We start from the raw sequence: 26,098 nt of genomic DNA on the forward strand, positions 1-26,098 counted from the left end.
AGATAGAATATCTGTCGCCTTTGCTGGAAACCGATACCTGGTGACTGTGGGTGAAAGCTGTCTGGAGAATGGCGTCAACCCAATCAGTCTGAGGAAGATCGGAACGCAATGTCCAGTCGGCTGTGTCGGAATTAGGGTTCAGCAGCCAGTCCGGGTTCACGCGGTCACCGCTCGGACGGTCTTTATTGGGGGTATCCAGTGTGTTATTGCCGTCTTTTTGCAGCCACATCGCATTTTTCAGATACAGGTTGTATGCCATCCATTCTTTAGGAGACATCATTTCGGGCAGGCCTACGGCGTTCTGGAAACCTAAGTATGATTCCCATTTAACAACAGGAGCACCTTTCTGAGCCTGTTTGGTCTCAATCAGGATTACACCGGCAGAACCGCGTGCACCATAGATAGAAGTGGCTGCCGCATCTTTCAATACTTGGATAGACGCTACATCGGACGGGTTCACATTGCTCATATTTTCGGTGATGACTCCATCCACTACAATGAGGGGATTGGAAGAACCGTTGATAGAACTGACACCACGTACGGTAATTTGCATTTCTTCACCCGGAATACCACTGTTGGTCTGGGTTTGCACACCGGCCAGCTGACCGGAGAGGGCATCACTCAGATTGGTGACCGGACGTCCTTCAATGGCTTCGGAGGTCATCTTGGATACGGAAGTCGTCAGATTACTTTTCTTCACGGAACCGTAACCCACTACCACTACTTCATCCAATGACTGAGAATCTTCTTCCAATGTAACTTTCAGGTTTGTACTTCCGTTGAGAGCTACTGTTTTGTCTTTGTAGCCAATGAAAGAGACGGTTACTGTGGCCTTGTTGCTTTTCACATTTAAGGTAAAGTTTCCGTCGATGTCGCTGATCGTGCCGTTTCCCGGTACACCTTTTTCTACGATGTTAGCACCGATAATGGCTTCACCCGACGGGTCTGTTACAACGCCGGTAACTTTTACTTGTGCCCAAGTAAAACTACAGAAGCATAGAAGGAGTAAAGTCACCCAAAGTCGGGATTTTCCTTCCACACGTTTTGAGAGTGTGATTCTGTTTTCCATAAATTAAATTTTTTAGATACTATTAATTTCTTTAAATATGCATAAAGCAAGTTTGTTTTTCATTCGCAAAAGTAGCCGATGGGGTGGGAAGGGATATGGAAAATCGTTTCAAAACCTATAAAAAAGGTCTCAAACGACTGTTTTTCCCAACTTTGGTACGTTATTCCAATTTCCAGGTTTTTATACCTTCTGGGGTGTGGAACAGAAGAACGTTACTATTGGCTTTTTGCTTCATATATTTGCTTTGAGATATGTATTCGGTATTCAGTTTTACAGGATTTCCGTTCAGTTTATACTGTCCGCTATAGGCTGTTTCGGGGGAAAAGAATGTCAGTTCCAGTGTGTTTCCCTGTAGGTTGGTATATGAAATTCCCGGAGTTTCACCCGTTTCATAGTCGCTGGAGCAGTTAAACTTTACCTTTTTGCGGATATCGTTGGCAAAATTCTCCAGTTCAGCTTTCATATCTCCCCGGGCATCTTTGTATTGTTCGGTGATTTCAGTCGTTTCCAGTACCCAGGAGCCTCTGCGACGCTTCTTGTCTTTCAGGATGAGAACATCGTGTGCTTTTATATCATATTTGCCGCCGGAAACCTCAAAAGTCCATTCTTCCGGAGTGGCAAAAGCGAACATCATGGAACCGGTGTGACACAATATCCATTGCAACCCGTTGATTTTCTTCACCATTCTCTTTTTTATGCCCTTGCGGCTGAATGGTACGTACATCTGATAGAAATGGGGGATATTCATATAGTTCTCTGCTACATTATATACGCCAATGGCACTTTTTTCGTATCCGAAGACACGGTGATAAGGATTCTCCCCATACCCCAGCTTGTTGGAGTGTGTCTGATAAATCTGAGGGCGTTCGGGGTTATCATGGCACACACTGAACACGGATGCTTCCGAATTATCCGATTGCCAGACAAGGTGTATGTTCTTAGTCTCTTTAAATGCGTAGGTGTATTGGAAATCTTTCAGTTTTTCAGGAAAAGCTTCCACTGTCTGGGTGGATAAACCGTAATTCGGACTTTGATAAGTGTAGCGGCAATAGTAATGCTTGCTGTCTATCCGTAAAGCTTTGAAATCATAAGGATAGCTTTTCGAGTTGTTCAGAGCTTGCAGAAAAGGGAGTGGTTTTACAGTGCGTTCGTAGGCCAGCCAGAAGTTGAAACAGCCGAAATTGTCTCTGTTTGCAGCTTCACGGAGGATGATACGTTCATCGGGGCTACCGTAGAATAGCCAGGTTAGCTGAACGATCTGTACACCGGTGCTCAAATTACCCGTATATAAATTTTTCCAACCTTTACAACGGGGAGGATTGGCACAATACAGGCCTTGATTCCAGGGTAACAGTAATTGTGCTATGATATGGTGGTAAGCTGCTAAAGCGCTTTTACGTATCTCCTCGTTTTTAGAGAATTCGGCAAGCATCCTGATATATTGAAGATTAGTTCCCAGATAGGTAAAAGCATCCGCTTCAGGACAGTTATGGGTGATGAATTGCTTTAATGTATGTACGATCCTGTCATGCAGGAATTCTTTTAGCTGGACGGAGGTTTTGCCGTCGGCATCTGTAAAGTCGGGCCATTCTTCGGCGCAGAGCAATCCGCTGGTCTGATGCATGAGTTTCATGTTCAGCGTACCGTTATCTCTGGTATATTTGCCTATTTTCATGAAGGCTTTAATCTTTTCTCGCAGCGAGTCCGGCATTTTTTCTTTGGTGAGCATGTAGCCGTGCATGGTGGCATGGGCAAAGAAATCCATATCTGAGCCGGAGTTATAGAACGCTTCCACATGGTCCAGTTGATATTGATACATTTTGGTTAGTTTTTCTATGGCTTTTTCCTTTTCACAGTCACGCCATAAGCGGGCGAAGTAGAAAGGCGACACATATTTTATGTTACCGTTGTCTACCGGTTGGGTCTGTAACATCTGGTCGATGAGTGAATGACCGCGTTCTTCATAAGTAGAACCGTGCATATAGGCTGTCTGGGCATTTACGGTACTTGCAAAAAGAAGTCCGGCCAACAGAAAAATAAAGTGGTGATAAGATAGAGTTTTCATGTATTTCCGTATTTGAGGGACAAATGTAAGCGCGAATCTTTTCCGGAGGTATGAAAATCGTATTCTATTTTAGTAAAATCATCTCTGAACCGGGACTTTAACACTCTCCAGCGGGCTTCATGGGTATTCATTTGCTTCTGCAATAGTTTTGTTCCCTCTTGCTATAATTTTGTTTGCTCTTTTAATAGTTGATTTTTTAGTGGGATAGATGATAGGGGGATGATATTGTATCCATATTTGTTTATTGTAACATCGTTTTACTGTTGCGCAGGGTTCACAGGGGTCAAGGTTCACTATGAACCCTATCTGTCAGTATGAAATTTCTGAAATTTTTATTAATCATCAGATAATGAGTGTATTAATTGCTTTTTGATTTTGTGGATAATATGTGTTTTTGGGGGTGTAGGTTCACTCCCATTTATTATGTAATGTACGAAAATAATACTGTATTGCAAATGTTCTGACTATACTCTGTCGGGATACGAAGATGAATGGGTGCGAAGATGGTCTATAAATAGTTCTTATTATATTACAAAAACAGCTTTTTTCCCACATAAATACGTGGCACGTAGGGTTCATAGTGAACCTTGAACCCAAATGAACCCGAATGAACCCCATTTTTTTTTATTATTGTATTTGATTGAAATTTATTTGCTTGATATATAGTGTATTAGTTGTTTTGCATAACTTCTTGTATAATCAAATCGGTGATATCTATTGAACCATAATAGCCGAAATTAGCATGATATACCTCTTGAAGAAATAACACTACAAATAATCTATTTCTCGTCTTCTTTTGTTTGCTTGCGGGAAAATGAGTACCTTTGCGCCCTGAAAATAAAGAAATAGGTATGACAGGACAAAAGGCACCCACAGCGTTGGGAACAGAAAAGATTGGAAAACTACTGATGCAATATGCAGTGCCGGCAATTATCGCCATGACGGCATCTTCCTTATATAATATGGTGGACAGCATTTTTATCGGTCACGGAGTGGGCACAATGGCTATTTCGGGACTGGCACTTACTTTTCCTCTGATGAATCTTGCAGCAGCGTTCGGTTCGTTGGTGGGAGTGGGCGCTTCTACGCTGGTTTCTGTAAAGTTAGGGCAGAAAGACTATGATACGGCTCAACGGATATTAGGTAATGTGCTTGTCCTGAATATAGTGCTGGGATTAGCATTTACGGTAGTGACGATGATATTTCTCGATCCCATCCTTTACTTTTTCGGCGGTAGTGATGAGACGGTGAAGTACGCCCGCGAATATATGCAGATCATTTTACTTGGCAATGTCGTCACCCACCTTTATCTGGGCTTGAATGCTGTGTTGCGTTCTTCCGGACATCCGCAGAAAGCGATGTATGCCACTATTGCTACGGTTGTTATCAACACGATACTTGACCCTCTATTTATTTATGGCTTCGGTTGGGGTATCCGTGGAGCCGCTATTGCCACTATCATTGCCCAGGTCATTTCATTACTGTGGCAATTCAAGATATTCAGCAATAAAGACGAACTCTTGCACTTTCACCGCGGCATTTTCCGCTTGCGTCGTAAGATTGTGATAGATTCGCTTGCTATCGGTATGTCTCCTTTCCTCATGAATCTGGCGGCATGTTTTATTGTGATTGTTATCAATCAAGGGCTGAAGCGCTATGGAGGAGATTTATCCATCGGTGCATTCGGCATTGTCAATCGACTGGTATTTATATTTGTGATGATTGTGATGGGACTGAATCAAGGTATGCAGCCCATTGCTGGATATAACTTTGGTGCCCAGCAATACGCGCGCGTTTCCCGGGTGTTGAAACTGACAATCATCTTTGCAACAGTTGTCACTACTTCCGGTTTTCTGATGGGAATGCTTATACCTGAGCTGGTAGTTTCTATATTTACTTCTGATGAGGAATTGATAGCAATCTCGGCACGTGGTTTGCGGGTCGTAGTGATGTTTTTCCCTATTATCGGTTTCCAGATGGTGACATCTAATTTCTTCCAGAGTATCGGAATGGCCAGTAAGGCTATTTTCCTTTCTCTTACGCGCCAGATGCTTTTCCTGCTTCCGGCATTGATAATCCTGCCCCGTTTTTTCGGTGCGGCAGGTGTGTGGTATAGTATGCCATTCTCCGATTTACTTGCCAGCCTGGTAGCGCTGGTAATGTTGGTAAGGCAGTTCCGTAAATTCAAGAGAGCGGAAGGATAGGGCGAAAAACGTGTGACTTTTTTGGTTTCTTTCCTATAAATCCTTACTTTTGCTATCAGTAAACCAATATTTAGATTGAAGCTATGAATAAGAAATTCGTTGTGAACATCGGTCGCCAATTGGGAAGCGGCGGAAAGGAGATAGGGGAGAAGTTGGCAGCCCGCTTGGGCATCGATTTCTATGATAAGGAGTTGATAACTCTGGCTTCCAAGGAGAGTGGCCTCTGTCGTGAATTTTTTGAGAAAGCTGATGAGCGTGCTTCGCAGGGAATCATCGGCGGACTTTTCGGTATGCGTTTCCCTTTTGTGGGAGATGGCGCTTTACCTACCCAAAATTGTCTTAGTAATGACGCGCTTTTCAAAGTGCAGAGTGATGTGATCCGTCAGCTGGCCTCTGAGAAGTCCTGTCTTTTTGTAGGCCGTTGTGCCGATTATATTCTCCGGGAGCATCCCCGTTGCGCCAATATTTTTATTTCTGCCTCGCATGAGGCACGTGTTGCTCGTCTTTGCGCTATGCATCACATTTCGGAAGAAGAGGCGGAAAATATGATGAGCAAGGCAGATAAAAAACGTTCGGAGTACTACAATTATTATAGTTACAAGACATGGGGAGCTGCGGCAACTTATCATCTCTGCATTGATTCTTCGGTGCTGGGAATTGAGAAGACAATAGATTTTGTGGAGGAGTTTGTGAAACTCAAAATCAAGTGAAGCGGAGTTGTTTATAATCTGGTGAAATTAAAAAAGAGAGGTCATGCGAACATGACCTCTCTTTTTGCTAAAATGCAACTTGTATTACATCATTGTCAGCAATATCATTTGTCCCGCCAGAATACGCAGGAACATTGTCAGCGGATAAACCGTAGAATAGCCTACTGCCGGAGCATCGTTACCGGATGCCTGGTTGGCATACGCTAGTGCAGGAGGGTCGGTATTACTACCTGCAATTAATCCCATTAAAGTGAAATAGTTCACTTTGCAATAAAAGCGGGCAATCATACCGATAATCAGCAAAGGAATTACGGTAATCAGGAAACCATAGCCTACATATGATAGTCCGGAACCTTCTACTACGGTCTGTACAAAGTGTTCACCGGCTTCGATGCCTACACTGGCAAGGAAAAGTACAATACCGATCTCGCGCAGCATCAGATTAGCACTCATGGTTGTATAAGTCACCAGCTTCAATTTATGTCCGAACCGTCCGATAAGAATAGCAACCACCAACGGACCACCGGCCAAACCGAGTTTTACCGGAGTAGGTATGCCCGGGAAAGCGATAGGAAGACTACCTAGCAGAATACCCAGGAAAATACCCACGAAGATAGTCACAATGTTCGGTGTATCCAGACGCTTCAACTGGTTGCCCAATACACCGGCAACCCGTTCTACAGCATCTTGCTGACCCACGACCATAACGCGGTCACCTACCTGCAATATCAGATTCGGATCGGCAAACAAATCCATACCGGAACGGTTGATGCGGGTTACATTCACTCCATACATGCTACGAAAATGCAGGCTACCCAGTTTCTTACCGTTGATTTCGGACTTAGTCACCAATATGCGGCGTGAAACCATTGGCATATCTTGTTTTTCCCAGTCCACTTGAATTTCTTTACCGATAAAAGCGATTACCGCTTCGGCATCTTCCTCGGAGCATACGATGAATACCTGGTCTCCGATATGAAATTCCGTATCTTGGTTGGGGATGCTGACGTGTCCATCGTGGCGTATGCGTGAACATACAAAAGGACGTCCCATAAACTCTTTGATCTGGAGGAGCTTCTTTCCATCGATAGATTCATTGCGAACTTCCAGATGCAACATGTGCGGCATGTGCTTCATATCAGAAGTCTGTGTAGAGAGTTCGTCTTCTTCCTTTTTCAGGTTCACCCGGCAGATGTAGCGGATAGCAATAATAGAACCGATGATACCGACAACACCGAGCGGATAAGCGCAGGCGTATCCCAATGCGATGGGATCACCCGTGTAGTTCAGTTGATTCAATGCTTCCTGTGCGGCACCCAAACCCGGAGTATTGGTGACTGCACCGTAAAGGATACCTACTATCATGGGGAGGTCGATTCCTCCGTCGATGAAGTAAATGCCCAAAGCTACTGCAATATTCAGTACAACTATACCTACTGCAAGCATATTCAGTGTCATGCCTCCTTTCTTAAAGGAAGAGAAGAACGACGGTCCTACTTGCAGACCGATACAGAATACGAATAGAATTAATCCGAATTCGCGGATGAAGTGCAGAATGTGTGTCTCACCCGTAAAGCCGAAATGTCCCATCAGGATACCAGTGAAAAGTACAAATGTGACTCCCAGCGATATCCCGAAAATCTTGATCTTGCCCAAAAGCACGCCGACAGATATTACGAATGCATACAAGCATACGATATGGGCGACGGAGGCAGGGTCCCATAACAAACTCTCTAACCAATCCATAGTTACTTTTGTTTATCTTTTTTATTTGCTTATTAAATTTCGCGCAAAGGTAGGCATTAAAAGGGAGGTAGCAAAGGGTTTCCGGGAGTTTTTCTTTTGAGTACAGGCATGGGCAGAGGATAATTGAGTAGTATACTTGAATATAAGTTTTTACTCTAAAATGTAAGGTGCACTTTGCAATCATGCATATACATACGGAAATCATGCTTCCAGAATGTCATATCTTCATGCGAATTTTACTTAAAAAACCTTGTGTTATTAAGTTATTGAGTATATTTGCAAGTCCTATTTTAGACAAATAGGCAAGTGAAGAGATTACTCATTATCTTTTTAATTATAAAATAAACTATGGCAGACAGTAAAGAAAAACTCTTCTCAGACTTTGCTCCCACCACCACCGAACAGTGGATGGACAAAGTTACAGCCGACCTGAAAGGCGCTGATTTTGAGAAGAAACTCGTTTGGAAAACAAACGAAGGATTCAAGGTGAAACCTTTCTATCGCATGGAAGACCTCGAAGGACTGAAAACGACGGATGCACTTCCCGGTGAATTCCCTTATCTCAGAGGCACCAAGAAAGACAACAACGAATGGCTGGTACGCCAGGAAATCAAGGTGGAATGCCCGAAGGAAGCTAACACAAAAGCGCTGGATATTCTGAATAAAGGCGTAGATTCACTGGCGTTCCGTGTGAAGGCGAAAGAACTCAATGCCGAATACATCGAGACATTGCTCGAAGGTATCTGCGCTGATTGTGTAGAGTTGAACTTCTACACGTGCCAGGGACATGTAGTGAAACTTGCGGAAATCCTGGTAGCTTACTTCCGGAAGAAAGAATATGACCTGACGAAATTGCAAGGTTCTATCGGCTATGATTTCTTCGACAAGATGCTGGCCAAAGGTAAAGAAAAGGGCGATATGCTGGCAACAACCAAAGCCTTGATTGAAGCAACCGATGCTCTGCCGGAATACCGTGTACTGAATGTAACGGCTCTGACACTGAATAATGCCGGTTCTTATATCTATCAGGAATTGGGGTATGCTCTTGCCTGGGGTAATGAATATCTGAATCAACTGACTGAAGCCGGAGTTCCTGCTGCTGTAGTTGCCAGGAAGATTAAATTCAATTTCGGTATCAGTTCCAACTATTTCCTCGAAATAGCTAAGTTCCGTGCTGCCCGTATGTTGTGGGCAAACATTGTGGCTTCTTATGATGCGGAAGCTAAATGTGCTGCTAAGATGCGTGTTCACGCTGAGACTTCTACATTCAACCTTACTTTGTTCGACGCTCATGTGAACTTGCTGCGTACGCAGACAGAAGCTATGAGTGCTGCTTTGGGCGGTGTGGACTCAATGACTGTGAGCCCGTTCGACAAAACGTATGCGGTTCCTGATGAATTCTCTGAACGTATGGCGCGCAATCAGCAGTTGTTGCTGAAAGAAGAGTCTCACTTTGATAAGGTGATTGACCCTGCTGCCGGTTCTTATTATATTGAAAACCTGACTGTATCCATCGCTAAACAAGCATGGGAACTCTTCCTTGCGGTAGAAGAAGAAGGCGGTTTCTATGCAGCAGTAAAAGCTGGTAAGGTGCAGGCTGCTGTGAACGAAAGTAACAAGACCCGTCATAAAGCTGTTGCCCAGCGTCGCGAAGTATTGTTGGGTACCAATCAGTTCCCGAACTTCAATGAGAAGGCAGGTGAGAAGAAACCGCTTGAAGCTACTTGCTGCTGCGGTGGTCATGACACTTGCGAAAAAGATGTTCAGACATTGAATTTCGACCGTGCTGCCAGTGAATTTGAAGCGTTGCGTCTCGAAACGGAAGCTTCCGGTAAGCGTCCGAAAGCATTTATGTTGACTATCGGTAACCTGGCTATGCGTCAGGCACGTGCTCAGTTCTCTTGCAACTTCCTGGCTTGTGCCGGATATGAGGTGGTTGACAACCTTGGTTTCCCCACAGTGGAAGCCGGTATAGAGGCCGCTATGGCTGCCAAAGCTGACATCGTGGTATTGTGTTCGAGTGACGATGAATATGCAGAATATGCTGTTCCTGCCTTCAAGGCTTTGGATGGCCGTGCCATATTTATCGTAGCCGGTGCTCCTGCCAACATGGAAGAACTGAAGGCTGTCGGTATCGAGAACTTTATCCATGTTCGCGTTAACGTGCTGGAAACATTAAAGGAATTCAACGCTAAACTTTTGAAGTAAGATGAGAAAAGATTTTAAGAACTTAGATATATATGCCGCATTTCAGCCTGCAAACGGTGCTGAGTGGCAAAAGGCTAACGGCATCCATGCTGATTGGAAAACGCCGGAACACATTGAAGTGAAGCCTGTTTATACAAAGGAAGACCTGGAAGGCATGGAACATCTGGGATATGCTGCCGGTTTGCCTCCTTACCTGCGTGGTCCGTACTCTGTGATGTACACATTGCGTCCCTGGACAATCCGTCAGTATGCCGGATTCTCTACTGCTGAAGAGTCGAATGCATTCTACCGTCGTAACCTGGCTTCCGGACAGAAAGGTTTGTCCGTTGCCTTTGACTTGGCTACACACCGCGGTTACGATCCAGACCACGAACGTGTGGTAGGTGACGTAGGTAAAGCCGGTGTATCTATCTGTTCACTGGAAAACATGAAGGTTCTCTTCGATGGTATTCCTTTGAACAAGATGTCCGTGTCCATGACAATGAATGGTGCTGTGCTTCCGGTTCTTGCGTTTTATATTAATGCCGGCCTGGAACAGGGTGCTAAGTTGGAAGAAATGGCCGGTACTATCCAGAATGATATTCTGAAAGAGTTCATGGTGCGTAATACCTATATTTACCCGCCTGCATTCTCCATGAAGATTATTTCCGATATATTCGAATATACTTCTCAGAAGATGCCGAAGTTCAACTCTATCTCTATCTCCGGTTATCATATGCAGGAAGCGGGAGCTACGGCGGACATCGAGTTGGCTTATACGTTGGCCGACGGTTTGGAATACCTCCGTGCCGGAACAGCTGCGGGTATTGATATTGATGCTTTTGCTCCGCGTCTGTCTTTCTTCTGGGCTATCGGTACAAACCACTTCATGGAAATTGCCAAGATGCGTGCTGCACGTATGCTTTGGGCGAAGATTGTGAAACAGTTCAATCCGAAGAACCCGAAATCTCTGGCTCTGCGTACACACTCTCAGACTTCGGGCTGGTCACTGACCGAGCAAGATCCGTTTAACAATATTGGCCGTACTTGTATCGAGGCCATGGCTGCTGCACTGGGACATACTCAGTCTTTGCACACCAATGCACTTGACGAGGCTATTGCATTGCCGACGGACTTCTCTGCACGTATCGCACGTAACACTCAGATTTATATTCAGGAAGAAACTTACATCTGCAAGAATGTTGACCCGTGGGGTGGTTCTTACTATGTAGAGTCTCTGACAAACGAACTGGCTCACAAGGCTTGGGAACTCATTCAGGAAGTTGAAAAATTGGGTGGTATGGCGAAAGCTATCGAAACCGGTATTCCTAAGATGCGTATCGAAGAAGCTGCTGCACGTACGCAGGCCCGTATCGACTCCGGTTCTCAGACTATCGTTGGTGTGAACAAGTATCGCTTGGAGAAAGAAGCTCCGATTGATATCCTTGAAATCGACAATACAGCAGTTCGTCTGGAACAGATTGAGAACCTGAAGCGTCTGAAAGAAGGACGTAATGAGGCTGAAGTGCAGAAAGCATTGGAGGCTATCACCAAATGCGTGGAAACCAAGGAAGGCAACTTGCTGGAATTGGCAGTGGAAGCTGCCCGTGTTCGCGCTACATTGGGAGAAATCTCTTATGCTTGCGAAAAGATTGTAGGACGTTATAAAGCAATAATAAGAACTATATCAGGCGTGTATTCATCAGAAAGTAAGAATGACAGTGACTTCAAGCGTGCTTGCGAGTTGACTGAAAAGTTTGCGAAGAAAGAGGGACGTCAGCCCCGTATTATGGTTGCCAAGATGGGTCAGGACGGTCACGACCGTGGTGCTAAGGTTGTAGCTACCGGATATGCCGACTGTGGTTTCGATGTGGATATGGGACCGTTGTTCCAGACACCTGCCGAAGCTGCCCGCGAGGCTGTTGAAAATGACGTTCACGTAGTGGGCGTATCTTCACTGGCTGCCGGACATAAGACACTGGTTCCGCAGATCATCGAAGAGTTGAAGAAATTAGGTCGTGAGGATATCATCGTAATTGCCGGTGGTGTAATTCCTGCACAGGATTATGATTTCCTCTATAAGGCCGGTGTAGCTGCTATCTTTGGTCCTGGTACTCCGGTTGCCAAGGCTGCTTGCCAGATTCTGGAAATCATGATGGACGAAGAATAAAGCTTTTATTGATAATTTCGATAATTTTAGAGAGGCAGGGTGTTAAAAAACACCCTGCTTTTTTGTTTTTAAGCGGTGTACACGAAAATTAGTTTGTTTTTAATTCCAGATTAATTCTCTTATTAACTGTCCCACCACATCTTTGCGCTATTATTCTTGCTTATAGAAGAACCATAATCTAATAATAATATCGCATGAAGAAATTACTACTTTTTAGTTTGTTAGCCTTATTGGCTTTGGGTGTAAGATCGCAGTCTGCTGATAAACCCGGTAACTGGAAATTAATCGCGTCGGATGAATATCCGGCAGAAGATGTAGGGGTGGCTACCTATACTGTGACTACTGACTTTAATGCCGATCCTACGGGTGTGAAAAATTCGTTGGATGCTTTCCAGACGGCATTGACTAAATTAGGCGAAAATCGCCGTGGTGGTGTATTGTTTGTTCCGGCTGGTCGTTATCGTATTTCCGGAAAGTTGTTCATTCCTACCGGTGTTACGATGCGTGGAGAATGGAAACGGCCGGTGAAAGGCAAGCCAGTGGAAGGAACCATCCTGATGGTGGATACGCAAAGTGGATCTGAGACAGAATCCGGTGCATTTATCACGATGGAACCGTCTACTGCATTGACACACCTTACTATCTGGTATCCGCACCAGGATCCTGATAATATAAAACCTTATCCGCCCACTATCTTGTACGGGCGTGAGGGCGTATGGGGAAACGATTACTGCAATGTGCGTCATGTGACATTGGTGAATTCTTATAGCGGCATCGTGCTGTCGAGGAAAAACGGGGGCGGTTGTCCCAATATCTATGATGTGTATGGCACTCCGCTGTCACGTGGTATCGAGATTGACCATATAGCCGATGTAGGGCGTTTTGAGTGGATACATTTCTCACCCGATTATTGGGCGGACTCCGGTCTGGAAGGAGCGCCGCAGGCAGGTGAAGCCTATGCTGACTGGATCTATAAGCATGGAACAGGCATTGTGATGCGTCGTAACGACTGGTCGTATACATGCTATGTGGATATTGAAGGCTATAATAAAGGTTTTAGTACCGGACTTTGCGTAGGAGGAGACGGTGCACCTAACGGACATAATTATGAGTTCAATTTGCGGAACTGCGAGACGGGCATTTATGTGGATGGTACTTCATCGGCAGGTATCATGTTTACACGGGCCCACATTGAAGATTGCGAAAAAGGTGTGGTAGTGACATCCGCCAGTACTGGACCGGTACAGTTCTATGGGTGTGAAATATCTGCCTCGGATGCGGCAGTATTGCTGGAACAAGGCATTTCTTCTAAATTGATGATGCAGCAGTGTACTGTCAATAAGGGGGAAGTAAAAGGTTTGGGAGGTGATCTCATCGTTTCGGATACAGACTTTAATAATGACGCGCCGCAAGTATATATTGGTTCTGATGCCCGTGCAATCCTTACAGGTAATCGTTTTGCGAAGAAAGCGGATATCAATAATCAATCCCTCTTTGAATGCCGCATTGATCATACGCCTGTAGAGATGAAGCCTTTGCCGGAGTTCCCGGAAATGAAAGTACCGGAAACCAAGCCTTTGCGTATGGCGTTGTATAATGTACTTGACTTTGGAGCCGAACCCTTTGTGGTACCATTTACTGCCAGCTCAACCAGTATGTGGCTTCAAATAGATATCCGTTCGGGACTGGAGATGGCTAAGGATAACACGGAAGCTATTCAGAAGGCATTGGATAAGGCTGCCAGTGAAGGTGGAGGTATTGTATATCTGCCCGGCGGGCGTTATAAAGTGCTGGGGAATCTGACAGTTCCTACAGGTGTGGAACTGCGGGGCGCTTCTGATTTTGCTACTATTCCACGTGGGCATGGCAGTATTCTTGAAGTCTATGCAGGGCGCGGACAGGTACAAGGAGAGGCTTTCCTGAAACTCTCAGCAGGTAGTGGCGTGCGTGGATTGTCGTTTGACTATCCCGAGCAGGTATCTTCCGCATTGCCTACTGTAACTGAATATCCTTATTGTATTCAGGCGCTGGGAAAGGATGTGTATGTAGTGAATGTAGGTTTGCGTGCTGCATACAACGGTCTGGATTTGTTTACTTATAAATGTGACAATCATTATGTCGATTATCTGGCAGGACATGTTTTTATGAATGCAATCCGCATCGGTGGCGGTTCAGAAGGTGGGCGGGTCTGCAATATGCAGTTCAATACGATAGTGTATGCTTGTGGAGAAGAAACAAAGTTTGGTTCATGGCCCAACAGTGCAAAAGCAGATCAGGACAAGGCTTATTGGCAGAATCAGACAGAATTACGTTTCATCACCGTGGGCGATTGCCGTAATCAGATTTTGTACAATGACTTCCACTATGGTGGTTTCGAGGGCATCGTCTTTCAAGCCGATCAGGGTAAAGCCGCATCGGGTTGCTCCCTTGGATTGGGTATTGATGGTTCCTGGAATTCCGTGGTTTACGAGGCGCTCGATCCGGCTGGCTTTGATATGATTAATTCTCAGGTTGTAGCCCTTGAGGATCAAAGTAACACATATACAGAAACCCGCTTTCTGACTACTCGTGCAGGCTTTTCGGGTGAGGTAACTCTTTTTGGTGCGGATTTCTGGGGAAGTGCCAAGCATGGTGTCGTTGTGGAAAGTGGAAAAATGAATCTGAATCTGGTGAACTTCAGTACGTCCGGAGGGACTTCCTTCATGAACTTTCCCAAGACTACAGGTACTATCGTTTTACACAATGCTGTCGTAAATATGAAAGACGAGGCTGCCTTCATTAGCGAAGGACACGAGAAGCAGGCTTCTGTTACGTCTACTGTAACCGATGTGGCTGCCGGAACTATTGATAAGATAGCTGTGTGGGAGAATAACTTGACGATTGCACCTGTTTTCACTACTACGGATGCACTGTTAAATCGTCTGAAATGGAAGATCACGGCCAGTACGAACAATTCAAATGCGGGTAAAGCCATTGATGATGATGCCTCCACACGTTGGGATACAAGCGCTTCGCAGCAAGCCGGACAGTGGGTGATGGTGGACATGGGAGCGGCACAGAAACTGAACCGGATTATTCTGGACACATCGAAGAGTCCGAATGATGGTCCGGCAGGTTATGAATTGTATCTGAGTACCGATGAAGGCGACACATGGAAACTTGTTGCTTCGGGTAAGAATGCGGGATCAGTACAAATTATCTCTTTCCCGGCGGAAGAAACTTCAAAATTCAAGATTGTGCAAACGGGAACTAAGGGTAATTACTGGTCGATTCATGAACTTTATGCCGCTTGCGTAGATGATCCTTCAACCGGTATTTTACCGGATGCTTCCTCGTCTGCGGCAGAAATGTTTTACTACAACGGCCAATTGTCCTGGAGTGGCTTAGGGAATGATATGAGTACCCGGATCGAGATCGTTGACTTGTCCGGCCGACGCCTGCTTTTGCAAGATACCAACGCTAATTTTCTGGAATTATCAGGTATGCAAAAAGGTTTCTATATCGTTATTGCAACCAATGGTACAAATGTACTGAGGAAGAAATTATTCTTTAAAGATTAATTCATTTTTTATCATTCATCTCTTTTTTGTACCTTTGCTTCCCGAAAATGGGCTGTATCTTAGCATAGTGCAAATAAATTTGCTTCTGCTTTCGATTTATACTACTTTTGCCCGACTAAAAAAGAGATGAATGATAGTTTGTATTGCCGAAAAGCCCTCTGTGGCGCGTGACATTGCTGATGTATTAGGAGCGAAAGACAGGAGAGACGGATACATCGAAGGGAACGGATACCAGGTTACCTGGACTTTCGGTCACCTCTGTACACTCAAAGAACCGCATGAATATACCCCGAACTGGAAATCATGGAGCCTGGGAAGTCTGCCCATGATACCGCCCCGTTTCGGAATAAAACTAATCAGTAATCCTACTTACGAGAAGCAATTCCATACGATAGAAACCCTCATGCAGAAAGCCGACATGATTATAAATTGTGGTGATGCCGGGCAAGAGGGAGAGTTAATTCAGCGTTGGGTGATGCAGAAAGCCGGTGCACGCTGTCCGGTAAAGCGGTTGTGGATTTCATCGTTGACGGAAGAAGCCATTCGTGAAGGTTTTGCCAAACTGAAGGATCAGAAAGAGTTTCAACCGCTCTATGAAGCCGGACTGAGCCGGGCTATTGGCGACTGGTTGCTCGGAATGAATGCAACCCGTCTCTATACAATGAAGTATGGACAGAATAAACAGGTACTTTCCATTGGTCGTGTGCAGACGCCAACGTTGGCACTCATTGTAAACCGGCAGTTGGAAATAGCGAATTTTGTACCCAAACAATATTGGGAATTGAAGACTGTATATCGTGATACAACGTTTTCTGCCATAATCCGGAAAAGTGAGGAAGAGCTGATTCTGGAAGCTGAAAAGAATAAGGAAGCTATCGCTGCCGGGAAGAAGCCCAAAAAGGAAGAAGAAAACCGGGGTATTGATCCTATTGCCAGCCAAGAGCAAGGGGCGGCATTGCTGGAACAAATACGGAATTCTCCTTTTGCCATTACCAATGTAACCAAGAAAGAAGGAAAGGAAGCTCCCCCCCGTCTTTTTGATTTGACTTCCCTACAGGTGGAATGTAATAAGAAGTTTGCTTATTCTGCTGATGAAACTCTGAAAATTATTCAGTCATTATATGAGAAGAAGGTGGCTACCTACCCGCGTGTAGATACCACTTACCTAAGTGATGATATCTACCCGAAATGTCCGGGCATTCTGAAAGGACTGCGTGACTACGCTACGTTTACGACATCTTTGGATGGCACTACTTTGCTGAAATCCAAAAAAGTTTTTGATAATTCAAAGGTAACGGATCACCATGCTATTATCCCTACAGGGCAATATCCGCAGAACCTGACGGATATGGAACGTCGCGTTTTCGATCTGATAGCGCGTCGTTTTATTGCAGTGTTTTATCCGGATTGTAAGTTTGCCACTACTACGGTGTTGGGGGTAGTTGAAGAGATTGAATTCAAGACTACCGGTAAGCAGATTCTGGAACCGGGATGGAGAGTTATATTCGGAACTCCGGGGGCACAGTCGCAAGAAGAAAAAGACCCGGGAGAGGAAGAGAATGTATTACCTGCTTTTGTGAAAGGTGAAAGCGGACCCCATGTGCCTGATTTATATGAGAAGTGGACGCAGCCGCCTCGTCCTTATACAGAGGCTACCTTGTTGCGTGCCATGGAAACCGCAGGTAAACTGGTGGATAACGATGAATTGCGGGATGCCCTGAAAGAGAATGGCATCGGCAGGCCGTCTACGCGTGCAGCAATTATTGAGACTTTGTTCAAACGCAATTATATCCGCAAGGAAAAGAAAAACCTGATTGCTACACCCACAGGCGTCGAACTTATTCAGATTATCCATGAAGAACTGCTGAAGTCTGCCGAACTGACGGGTATCTGGGAAAAGAAGCTCCGGGAGATTGAAAAGAAAACATATAATGCTGCACAATTTCTTGAGGAACTGAAACAGATGGTTTCCGAAGTTGTGATGAGCGTGCTTTCGGATAACAGTAACCGGCATATTACAATTGTACAGGCTGTGCAGGAAGCGACTGCCGACGGTAAGAACGGGAAAGCTGCTAAAGAAAAAGATGCTTCGAAGCCTAAGCGTCAGAGTAAACCGCGGAAAAAGGCTGCTGAAGCTAAATCTGTCACACCGGTTGATGGTGCTTCGCAGCCAGGGAATATTCAGACAGATGCAACTCAAACAGATTCTGCCCAAACAGATTCTGTTGAGGGACAAGTTTGTCCGTTGTGCGGCAAAGGAACCATTATTAAAGGTAAAACCGCTTATGGTTGCTCTGAATGGAAGAACGGATGTACGTTTCGTCAGGCGTTTGGTTCGGAATGAAAGATACAATAATCTGCCGATTTTTCAGTTTATTAGAATGAGCTATGAAAAGTAATGGAGCATGAGATTATATAGGCGTTTTCTTTTCTTTTTTCTTTCTGTCGGTTTACTTCTCACTTCCTGTGGAGTGGGACGGAGTTTGCGCCATGCAGAGCAAAGCTATGCTCGTGGTGAATACTTTGATGCTGCCCGTCATTATAAAACCGCCTATACCCGTACTTCTCCGAAAGATCGTTCGCAACGGGGCATACTGGCCTATAAACAAGGCGATTGTTACCGTCGCATCAATTATACATTGAAGGCTAAAGGCGCTTATATGAATGCTGTCCGTTATCGTTATCCGGATACTCTCTCTCATTTTTATCTGGCGGAAATGCTCCGTAAGAATGGTGAGTATGCAGCGGCTATACCTTATTATGAGAATTACCTTGCTTACGCACAGACCTTGCCTACCGGGAAAGAACGTAAAGACTCTCTGACACAAATCGGACTCACCTCTTGTCGTCTGGCGCAGGAATGGAAAAAGAAGCCTACCCGGTATATTGTAAAACGGGTGCCTATTCTTGTTTCCCGCCGTAGCGATTATTCTCCTATGTATGCGGGAGATGATCCCGATATCTTGTATTTCACCTCTACCCGTAATGAAGCGAAAGGTACTGACCTGAACGGTATTACCGGGATGAAGAGTGCTGATATATTTCATTCTAAACGGAATGAAAAGAAACAATGGCAGAAGCCTGAACCGCTTGCTTCGGAAGTGAATAGTGAGTTTGAAGAGGGTGCCTGCTCTTTTTCGTCGGATGGTAAAACAATGTATTTTACTCGCTGCCGGACCTTGCCCAATGCACCAGCTTATGCCGAGATTTATGTTTCTCAGCGTGCCGGAGCAGAGTGGGGAGCTCCTCAGAAATGTGCAATTCTGAATGATACGCTTTCTTCTGTTGCTCATCCGGTGTTGTCTCCTGCGGGTGATTATCTTTATTTTGTATCTGATATGCCCGGTGGGCAGGGAGGGTTGGACTTGTGGCGTATCAACATAACCCGCGATGGTTTCGGCTATGTCGACAATCTGGGACCTGAAATAAACACCTCTGCTGATGAGATGTTTCCTACCTTTTCGCCGGATGGTACTTTGTATTTCTCTTCTACCGGACATCCTGGTATGGGAGGGCTGGATATATTCCGTGCTATAACAGACAGCCTGACGGGGCGATGGCGTATTGAAAATATGCAGTTTCCGGTGAATTCACAGGGTGACGATTTCGGTATGACTTTTGAGCCTGGTGCTCCCAATCGGGGTTTCTTTTCTTCTAACCGTGGAGATGCCCGTGGTTGGGATCATATTTATAGTTTTGAGTTTCCTGAGGTACATCATGTCTTGAAAGGATTGGTGTACGATAAGGAGGGAGATGCGCTCTCTGATGCGCTTGTCACTTTGGTGGGGGATGACGGTACTTATTTAAAGATAAACGTGAAGAAAGACGGTACTTTCACTCAAGAGCTCGCACCGGGATGCCGTTATGCCCTGCTGGCTTCCTGCCGTGGTTATTTGAATGACAAAGAAGAAATGGCAACGGAAAATATTAATGAGGATCGCCTCTATGAACTTGAGTTTCCGCTATCTTCCATTACCCGCCCTGTACTGATAGAGAATATTTTTTATGAGTTTGATAAGGCTGATCTGACATCAGAATCTACAGTGGCTCTAGATGAACTGATAGAGTTGTTGAATGACAATCCGAATGTTACTATCGAACTTTCTGCGCATTGTGATTATAAAGGAAATGACGATTATAATCTTCGTCTTTCGCAACGCCGTGCAGAGTCTGTTGTACGCTATCTTATTAAGGGAGGGATTGATCCGGAACGTCTTACACCGAAAGGATATGGTGAACAGCAACCTAAAACAGTGACCAAGTTTACGCTGAAATCAGCACCTTTCCTGAAAGAGGGAGATGTGTTGACAGAAGAGTTTATAAAAAATCTCCCACCGGAACAGCAGGAGATTTGTAATGCGATTAACCGTCGTACAGAGTTCAAGGTGTTGAGGACGACGTATCAATGAGTTGCAGCTACGAGCTACAAGCTAATATGAAATTCCACCACCGCTTCAATACCTTTTCTGAAAATATCGAGCGGGAAGTTTTCGTTGGGTGAGTGGATGGCATTTGATTCTAATCCAAACCCCATGAGCACTGTCTTAATGCCAAGCACCTGTTCGAACGTTGAAATGATAGGGATACTTCCTCCGCGTCGCACAGCCAGTGGCTTTTTTCCGAATGCTTTTTCAAAACCTTTCTCAGCGGCCTGATAGGCAGGCAGGCTGATAGGACATACATAACCTTGTCCTCCGTGCATCGGTGTTACCTTCACTTGTACCGTATCCGGAGCAATACTCCGAATATAATCGGCAAACACTTGTGAAATCTTGTGGTGGTCCTGATGCGGAACCAGACGGCAGGATACTTTTGCTGTAGCTTTGGATGGAAGTACTGTTTTAGAACCTTCACCGGTATATCCACCCCAGATGCCGCAAACGTCGAATGAAGGGCGACAACTGTTACGCTCCAGCGTACTGTAACCTTTTTCTCCGAACAGTTCTTTTACGCCAATAGCGTTTTTGTACTTTTCTTCATTAAACGGAATGTGTGCAATCATATCACGTTCTGCCTGCGGCACTTCTTCTACGTCATCGTAGAAACCGGGTACCGTGATACGTCCATCCGCATCTACCACTTTGGCAATCATGCCGCATAGTACGTTGATAGGATTGGCAACAGCGCCGCCGAAATGTCCTGAATGCAGGTCGCGGTTAGGTCCGGTTACTTCTATTTCCCAGTATGCCAGTCCGCGGAGTCCTGTAGTGAGTGAGGGTAAGTCCGCCCCCAGCATACTGGTGTCCGATACGAGAATGACATCGGCTTTTAATAGTTCTTTATGATCTTCACAGAAAGATTCCAGACTGGGTGAACCTATTTCTTCTTCACCCTCGAAAATGAACTTGACATTGTTCTTCAACATACCGTGCTTCACAAGGTATTCGAAAGCTTTCACTTGGATGAATGCTTGCCCTTTGTCATCATCCGCACCGCGTGCCCAGATGTGTTCATCACGTATTTCCGGTTCAAAAGGTTCACTTTTCCACAGTTCTAACGGCTCTGCGGGCATCACGTCGTAATGCGCATATATTAAAACTGTTTTTGCTGTAGGATCTACTGTCTTCTGTCCGAAAACAATCGGATTGCCTTTTGAGGGCATCACCAATGCTTCGTCTGCACCAGCTTCAATCAGAAGTTGTGCCCAACGCTCTGCACAGGCCAGCATATCATCATGGTGTTCCGGTTTTGCACTGATACTTGGTATACGGATGAGGCTGAACAGGTCTTCCAGCATCTTGGATTCATTCTTTGAAATGTATTTCTGTATTTCGTTCATAAATATATATAATAAGGTGAATTACTTTAACACCCTACCACTTCTATAATTGTGTAGTACGGTCAATAAGATAAAAATCAAGTATGGTCATGGCAGCCATTGCCTCTACGATGGGTACTGCACGTGGCAATACGCATGGGTCATGGCGACCGCGGGCTTTCAGTGTGGTGTCTATCCCATCTATGTTGACCGTATGTTGCTCCATAAGCACGGTGGCTACAGGCTTGAATGCAACGCGGAAGAAGATATCCTGTCCGTTGCTGATGCCGCCTTGAATACCGCCGGAGTGATTGGTTTTCGTTTCAATACGTCCGCAGTTATTGAAGAATACGTCATTTTGTTCCGAACCTTTTTGCTTCAGGCCTTTAAATCCGTCGCCGTATTCGAATGCTTTGGCAGCATTGATACTGAGCATGGCCGAGGCAAGCGAAGCGTGTAATTTGCCGAATACTGGTTGTCCCAGTCCGATAGGACATCCTTTGATGACACACGTCACTACACCTCCGATAGTGTCACCTTCTCCCTTGATCTTGAAAATCAGTTCTTCCATTTCCTTCGCCTTTACAGGGTCCGGACAACGTACAGGATTGGTATCTATAAGATCAAGGTCATAAGCGGTATAATTTTCTTCCAGACGGATGGGGCCTACCTGTGAGGTATATGCCGTAATGCGTACGCCCAGTTGACGGAGTGCTTGTTTGGCAAGCGCACCTGCCACTACGCGTGAAATGGTTTCGCGTGCCGATGAACGTCCGCCGCCACGATAGTCGCGAATGCCGTATTTCACCTTATATGTATAATCCGCATGCGAGGGGCGGTACACTTCCTTCATATTATCATAATCACTGGAATGTTGATTTTCGTTCCATACTATGAATCCTATGGGACATCCTGTCGATTTACCTTCGAAGATACCTGAAAGGAATTCTACTTTATCACCTTCCTTCCGTGCCGTTGTGATGAGGGATTGCCCGGGACGGCGACGATTCAGTTCCGCTTGCACGAAATCCATGTCAATGCGGATACCAGCGGGAAATCCATCAATGACGCCTCCGATGCCTTTACCATGTGACTCCCCAAAGCTGGTAAGGCGGAGAATGTTGCCGAATGAGTTGAACATAATCTTTTGCTTTAATGGTTTATGTATAAGGTTTATTCATGCCAAATCCTTTGAATAAAAGCTTTTGGATGCCTAAAGATAACAAATAGTTATGGATTTTTTCTCATGAAAAGAAAGAAATATTGTTTTTTTATGGAATGAGGTGTTTTTTATCCTGTGTTGAATTGTACCAGGATCGTACCCGAACTGTATCTGAACCGTACTTGCTCCGTACATTCTTCGGTCAGAAGTACCTTTAGACGGAGAAACTGCGGACTTGGTACGGAGCAAGTACGTCCTGGGTGCGGTGAGGGTGCCCCAGAAGTGCTTGTGGGGGCGATTGAAAAGGGCTACACCCTTTACCGTGTATGGCTACACCCTTTGGGTATGATAGCTACACCCTTTAGAGTAAATGGTGTAGCCCTGGATAAAGGGGAGAGACGCCTCCCATTTCCTATATAAATGGAGCACGGAAATGGTGATGTAGAGAGATCTTTTTAGAGAAAAGATTAAAAAAAGGACAAAAATATTAATGTATTGACCTTGTTTGGTGTGATAAAAAGCGGTTATTTTGCACCCCAAAAGTGATAAAAGAAAAAGCACGGTTACCCAGTGATGGGGAGCTATTATTAACTAAACAACAAAGATATGAAGAAAAATTTGTTTTATTTGTTTGCATTGATTTGCTCAATGAGCTTGTTTACTGCTTGTGATGATGATGATGATGAAGTAAGTCCTTGGATTGGAACTTATAAAATAGCAGAATATACAGCAGAGGATTATGAATGGACAGAAAATGAGACTACAAAGAATTGGCCTATGACAGGCGCCTTGTATACTGATTGGCAATTTACTGGAGAAGATAATTATCCAGAATTTATTTCAGCTCTATTTCGATATTTGGGTGGTTCTATTTTGCCTCAAGTCTTGAATTCAATCACTTTAGACAAAAGTGGAAGCATAATTGCTGATTATGTTGCAAGCCCTGAAATAGCTATGGATCCCTCTTCTATAATATCTATTTTCTTTACGGGTGCTTTTCCTTCTGTGAGTGATGTAAAAGCTAATTTTGTGACAAGTGGTTTTACAACTTCTCCTAAGGATCTGGCATATTGGAGTGAAAAGAATGGAAAATTTGTTGTAAAACTGAATATTCCTGCTATTTTAACTGCTGCTACTGGAAGCGATGCAAGTGGTATGGGGGAAATTATAGAAAATGTATTGAGTGGAGATCCGGCTACTGTTAAAGCTTTGCTTGGTGGTTTGTTGAATGCTGATCTTAGTGGAATACAAAATGCTACCATTAACCAAATAACAAGTTGGGCTAAAGATGGGATACCAATGAATATTAAAATAGCTGATAATGGCCATGTTCATATTTACTTAGATAAGAGTGCATTTGATAATCTGTTCACGCTTCGTAGTACAGGGGAAACTGATAATTTTGGAGAACCAGTACTAACAAATGACTTGATTATACTTTGGAATGCGTTGGTTGCAGGTGGTGTAGTACCGGAAGAAGCACAGGCTGCTGGAATGTTTATTCAGATGATAGGGGGATATTGGTCAGTGACGACGAACTTTAATTTAGGATTGGATTTAGTGAGAAACTAATTCAAATTTAGAAAAATAGGATGAGGATATTCGGAAGAGTATCCTCATTTTTTTTATTATATGTTATCTGTGAACGTGTTTGTAAATGTATGGAATTATACAGTCCTTTTTGGGTTCTATAAATAATTCTTGAACTTGAAAACAATCAAATGTTTTTAGTTGTTTTTTTAATTCAAAGCACTTTTGTTTTTTTAAATTTAGATAAAGAGGTTAATAAACTTCTTATTAAAAATAGAACATTAATAAGTAGAATAGACCTTTTAGATATTCTTTAAAAGCTGTTATTTTGCATCCTTGATTTATTGTGATGTAAAAACAGAACATTATTGCCTTTGTAGAGAAGGCTTGTATTAACTAAACAACAAAAATTATGAAGAAGAATTTATTTTATTTGTTTGCATTGGTCTGTTCAATGAGTTTGTTTATAGCTTGTAGTGATGATGATCCAGACTATTCTACAGCGATTGATGGGGAAATTGTAGGTAACTATAAAGGAACATTGAATGTAACAGTTCAAGGTCAACTTTTGGGAAAGGACATTCCACAAAAAATATCTGTAGCAAAGGCGGGTCCTGCTGCTATCAATCTTTCTTTGAAAGATTTCAGTTTTATGGGTATACCAGTGGGGGATGTTGAATTGAGTAATTGTGAACTGTCTAAGAAAGGTGATACTTACACTTTTACAGGGGTTCAGAAGCTGGATGTGCAAACTTTGTCTTGTACTATAAATGCAGCAGGTACTGTCGCAAATGGTCAGGTAAAGATTGATATGGATATTGCTGCCGTTGTGAATGGGGAGAGCCAACAAGTAAAAGTGGTATATGAAGGGAAACGCCTTAATGGTTCAGAAAGTAGTGAAGCAAAGATTCTTAGTTTTGCTTTTGATCCAAGTAATGAAGCGAATGCAGTTGTAACTGAACAACCCAAGTTGGATGAAGCTACTAATACATTTACTTTCAAGGTACTTGATGATGCTACTTCAGAAGAGTTGAAAGCTTTGGTTCCTACTGTTAAAGTTTCTGATAAGGCTACTTACTCTGTGGAAGGTGGAACTGCCGATTTCTCTCAGACTGTGGTTTATACGGTAGTTGCAGAAGATGGTACTGCTACTATTTATAAGGTGATATCTCCTAGTAAAACCTCTTTAATGAAGTTTCCTCTTGATGAATGGGAAACCGTAAAAGAAGGGAGTTATGCTGAATATTGGGCTCCTCAACCTGCCGATCAGTTAGCATCATCTAATGGTGGTGTGAAAATGGTGAATGGTAGTGCTAATCCGGTGGGATATCCTGTAATGGTGGAAGAAGCTGGTTATAAAGGAAAAGCTGCTAAGTTGGTTACCTTAGATGCGAGAGGAAATGCTTTAACTGCTAAAAATGCTCCTTTAGCTTCAGGTTCTTTATTTACAGGTAAGTTTAATTTTAATTTTATGACAGCTATAACAGCCCCTTTAAAGATGACTGAGTTCGGAATTCCTTATGATAAAATTCCACTATCATTAAAAGGAGTTTATAAGTATAAAGGTGGTGATAATTATGTTGATGGTTCTGATAAGAATAATATTAAGGATAATCTTGGTATTCAGGATGAGTGTGCTATTCAGGCTGTTCTATATGAAGCAGTAGGTGCTGATGGTAAAGATGTTATTCTTACAGGTGTTGATATCAATGATTCTGACTATCGTGTAGCTGTTGCGCGTTTAGAAGATGGCACTGATAAGGCAGAATGGACGGCATTCAATGTTCCATTTGAATATCTAGAAGGTAAGGCTTATGATAAAGAGAAAATTTATAAATTGGCTATTATCTGTTCTTCAAGTAAAGAAGGTGATAAGTTTAAAGGTGCTGTAGGTAGTACGCTTATTGTTGATGAATTGGAAGTTCTGGGAGAATAAG

At 44.0% G+C, this 26,098-nt stretch carries 14 protein-coding genes; 9 read left to right on the top strand and 5 right to left on the bottom strand.

All coding sequences use genetic code 11. From position 1 onward, the window contains the following. Together BACCELL_RS27240 and BACCELL_RS04340 are read right to left on the bottom strand one after the other, a co-directional pair. A partial coding sequence (locus BACCELL_RS27240) for a TonB-dependent receptor plug domain-containing protein (protein ID WP_007210350.1) occupies positions 1-1,069 on the bottom strand: 1,069 nt, incomplete at its 3' end. Between the two features lie 160 nt (positions 1,070-1,229). After that, positions 1,230-3,134, bottom strand: coding sequence for a hypothetical protein (locus BACCELL_RS04340; RefSeq protein ID WP_007210351.1), 1,905 nt, complete (start codon positions 3,132-3,134; stop codon positions 1,230-1,232). Positions 3,135-3,985: 851 nt separating this feature from the next. Here BACCELL_RS04340 and BACCELL_RS04345 point away from each other — a divergent pair. After that, complete coding sequence (locus BACCELL_RS04345) at positions 3,986-5,338, top strand: MATE family efflux transporter (RefSeq protein WP_007210354.1); 1,353 nt, start codon at positions 3,986-3,988, stop codon at positions 5,336-5,338. 83 nt (positions 5,339-5,421) lie between these two features. Further along, positions 5,422-6,048 (top strand): cytidylate kinase-like family protein, encoded by a 627-nt coding sequence (locus BACCELL_RS04350; RefSeq protein ID WP_007210355.1) that lies wholly within the window; start codon positions 5,422-5,424, stop codon positions 6,046-6,048. Between the two features lie 84 nt (positions 6,049-6,132). Here BACCELL_RS04350 and BACCELL_RS04355 read toward each other — a convergent pair whose 3' ends face one another. Next, positions 6,133-7,794, bottom strand: a complete 1,662-nt coding sequence (locus BACCELL_RS04355; RefSeq protein ID WP_007210356.1) for a putative transporter — start codon at positions 7,792-7,794, stop codon at positions 6,133-6,135. A 348-nt stretch (positions 7,795-8,142) separates the two neighbouring features. Here BACCELL_RS04355 and mutA point away from each other — a divergent pair, with 348 nt between their 5' ends. From mutA to porE, 5 genes are all read left to right on the top strand, one after another. Continuing rightward, the gene (mutA, locus tag BACCELL_RS04360; RefSeq protein ID WP_007210357.1) at positions 8,143-10,002 is read left to right on the top strand and encodes a methylmalonyl-CoA mutase small subunit; all 1,860 of its coding nucleotides are present in this window, start codon (positions 8,143-8,145) and stop codon (positions 10,000-10,002) included. A 1-nt stretch (position 10,003) separates the two neighbouring features. Next, positions 10,004-12,151 carry a methylmalonyl-CoA mutase gene (gene scpA / locus BACCELL_RS04365; protein ID WP_007210358.1) on the top strand — a complete coding sequence of 716 codons (2,148 nt, stop codon included), beginning with the start codon at positions 10,004-10,006 and terminating at the stop codon, positions 12,149-12,151. Positions 12,152-12,345: 194 nt separating this feature from the next. After that, the gene (locus BACCELL_RS04370) at positions 12,346-15,711 is read left to right on the top strand and encodes a glycosyl hydrolase family 28-related protein (protein ID WP_007210359.1); all 3,366 of its coding nucleotides are present in this window, start codon (positions 12,346-12,348) and stop codon (positions 15,709-15,711) included. A gap of 130 nt (positions 15,712-15,841) precedes the next feature. After that, positions 15,842-18,055 carry a DNA topoisomerase 3 gene (locus BACCELL_RS04375; protein ID WP_007210360.1) on the top strand — a complete coding sequence of 738 codons (2,214 nt, stop codon included), beginning with the start codon at positions 15,842-15,844 and terminating at the stop codon, positions 18,053-18,055. Positions 18,056-18,116: 61 nt separating this feature from the next. Then, positions 18,117-20,120, top strand: coding sequence for a PorE family type IX secretion system protein (gene porE / locus BACCELL_RS04380; protein ID WP_007210361.1), 2,004 nt, complete (start codon positions 18,117-18,119; stop codon positions 20,118-20,120). A 14-nt stretch (positions 20,121-20,134) separates the two neighbouring features. Here porE and BACCELL_RS04385 read toward each other — a convergent pair whose 3' ends face one another. Further along, positions 20,135-21,490 carry a dipeptidase gene (locus BACCELL_RS04385; RefSeq protein ID WP_007210362.1) on the bottom strand — a complete coding sequence of 452 codons (1,356 nt, stop codon included), beginning with the start codon at positions 21,488-21,490 and terminating at the stop codon, positions 20,135-20,137. A gap of 43 nt (positions 21,491-21,533) precedes the next feature. Next, positions 21,534-22,610: a chorismate synthase gene (gene aroC / locus BACCELL_RS04390; RefSeq protein WP_007210363.1), complete on the bottom strand. Its 1,077-nt coding sequence runs from the start codon at positions 22,608-22,610 to the stop codon at positions 21,534-21,536. A gap of 627 nt (positions 22,611-23,237) precedes the next feature. Here aroC and BACCELL_RS04395 point away from each other — a divergent pair. Then, positions 23,238-24,203: a DUF4925 domain-containing protein gene (locus BACCELL_RS04395; protein WP_007210365.1), complete on the top strand. Its 966-nt coding sequence runs from the start codon at positions 23,238-23,240 to the stop codon at positions 24,201-24,203. A 370-nt stretch (positions 24,204-24,573) separates the two neighbouring features. Continuing rightward, positions 24,574-26,097: a PCMD domain-containing protein gene (locus BACCELL_RS04400; protein WP_007210368.1), complete on the top strand. Its 1,524-nt coding sequence runs from the start codon at positions 24,574-24,576 to the stop codon at positions 26,095-26,097. The last annotated feature ends 1 nt before the right edge of the window (position 26,098 follow it).

This window comes from Bacteroides cellulosilyticus DSM 14838 (genome assembly GCF_000158035.1).
Taxonomy (GTDB): domain Bacteria; phylum Bacteroidota; class Bacteroidia; order Bacteroidales; family Bacteroidaceae; genus Bacteroides; species Bacteroides cellulosilyticus.

Bases quoted from the DNA above. Each gene is read 5' to 3' on its own strand.
- BACCELL_RS04340 (WP_007210351.1), bottom strand. From the start codon at position 3,134: ATGAAAACTCTATCTTATCACCACTTTATTTTTCTGTTGGCCGGACTT.
- BACCELL_RS04345 (WP_007210354.1), top strand. From the start codon at position 3,986: ATGACAGGACAAAAGGCACCCACAGCGTTGGGAACAGAAAAGATTGGA.
- BACCELL_RS04350 (WP_007210355.1), top strand. From the start codon at position 5,422: ATGAATAAGAAATTCGTTGTGAACATCGGTCGCCAATTGGGAAGCGGC.
- BACCELL_RS04355 (WP_007210356.1), bottom strand. From the start codon at position 7,794: ATGGATTGGTTAGAGAGTTTGTTATGGGACCCTGCCTCCGTCGCCCAT.
- mutA (WP_007210357.1), top strand. From the start codon at position 8,143: ATGGCAGACAGTAAAGAAAAACTCTTCTCAGACTTTGCTCCCACCACC.
- scpA (WP_007210358.1), top strand. From the start codon at position 10,004: ATGAGAAAAGATTTTAAGAACTTAGATATATATGCCGCATTTCAGCCT.
- BACCELL_RS04370 (WP_007210359.1), top strand. From the start codon at position 12,346: ATGAAGAAATTACTACTTTTTAGTTTGTTAGCCTTATTGGCTTTGGGT.
- BACCELL_RS04375 (WP_007210360.1), top strand. From the start codon at position 15,842: ATGATAGTTTGTATTGCCGAAAAGCCCTCTGTGGCGCGTGACATTGCT.
- porE (WP_007210361.1), top strand. From the start codon at position 18,117: ATGAGATTATATAGGCGTTTTCTTTTCTTTTTTCTTTCTGTCGGTTTA.
- BACCELL_RS04385 (WP_007210362.1), bottom strand. From the start codon at position 21,490: ATGAACGAAATACAGAAATACATTTCAAAGAATGAATCCAAGATGCTG.
- aroC (WP_007210363.1), bottom strand. From the start codon at position 22,610: ATGTTCAACTCATTCGGCAACATTCTCCGCCTTACCAGCTTTGGGGAG.
- BACCELL_RS04395 (WP_007210365.1), top strand. From the start codon at position 23,238: ATGAAGAAAAATTTGTTTTATTTGTTTGCATTGATTTGCTCAATGAGC.
- BACCELL_RS04400 (WP_007210368.1), top strand. From the start codon at position 24,574: ATGAAGAAGAATTTATTTTATTTGTTTGCATTGGTCTGTTCAATGAGT.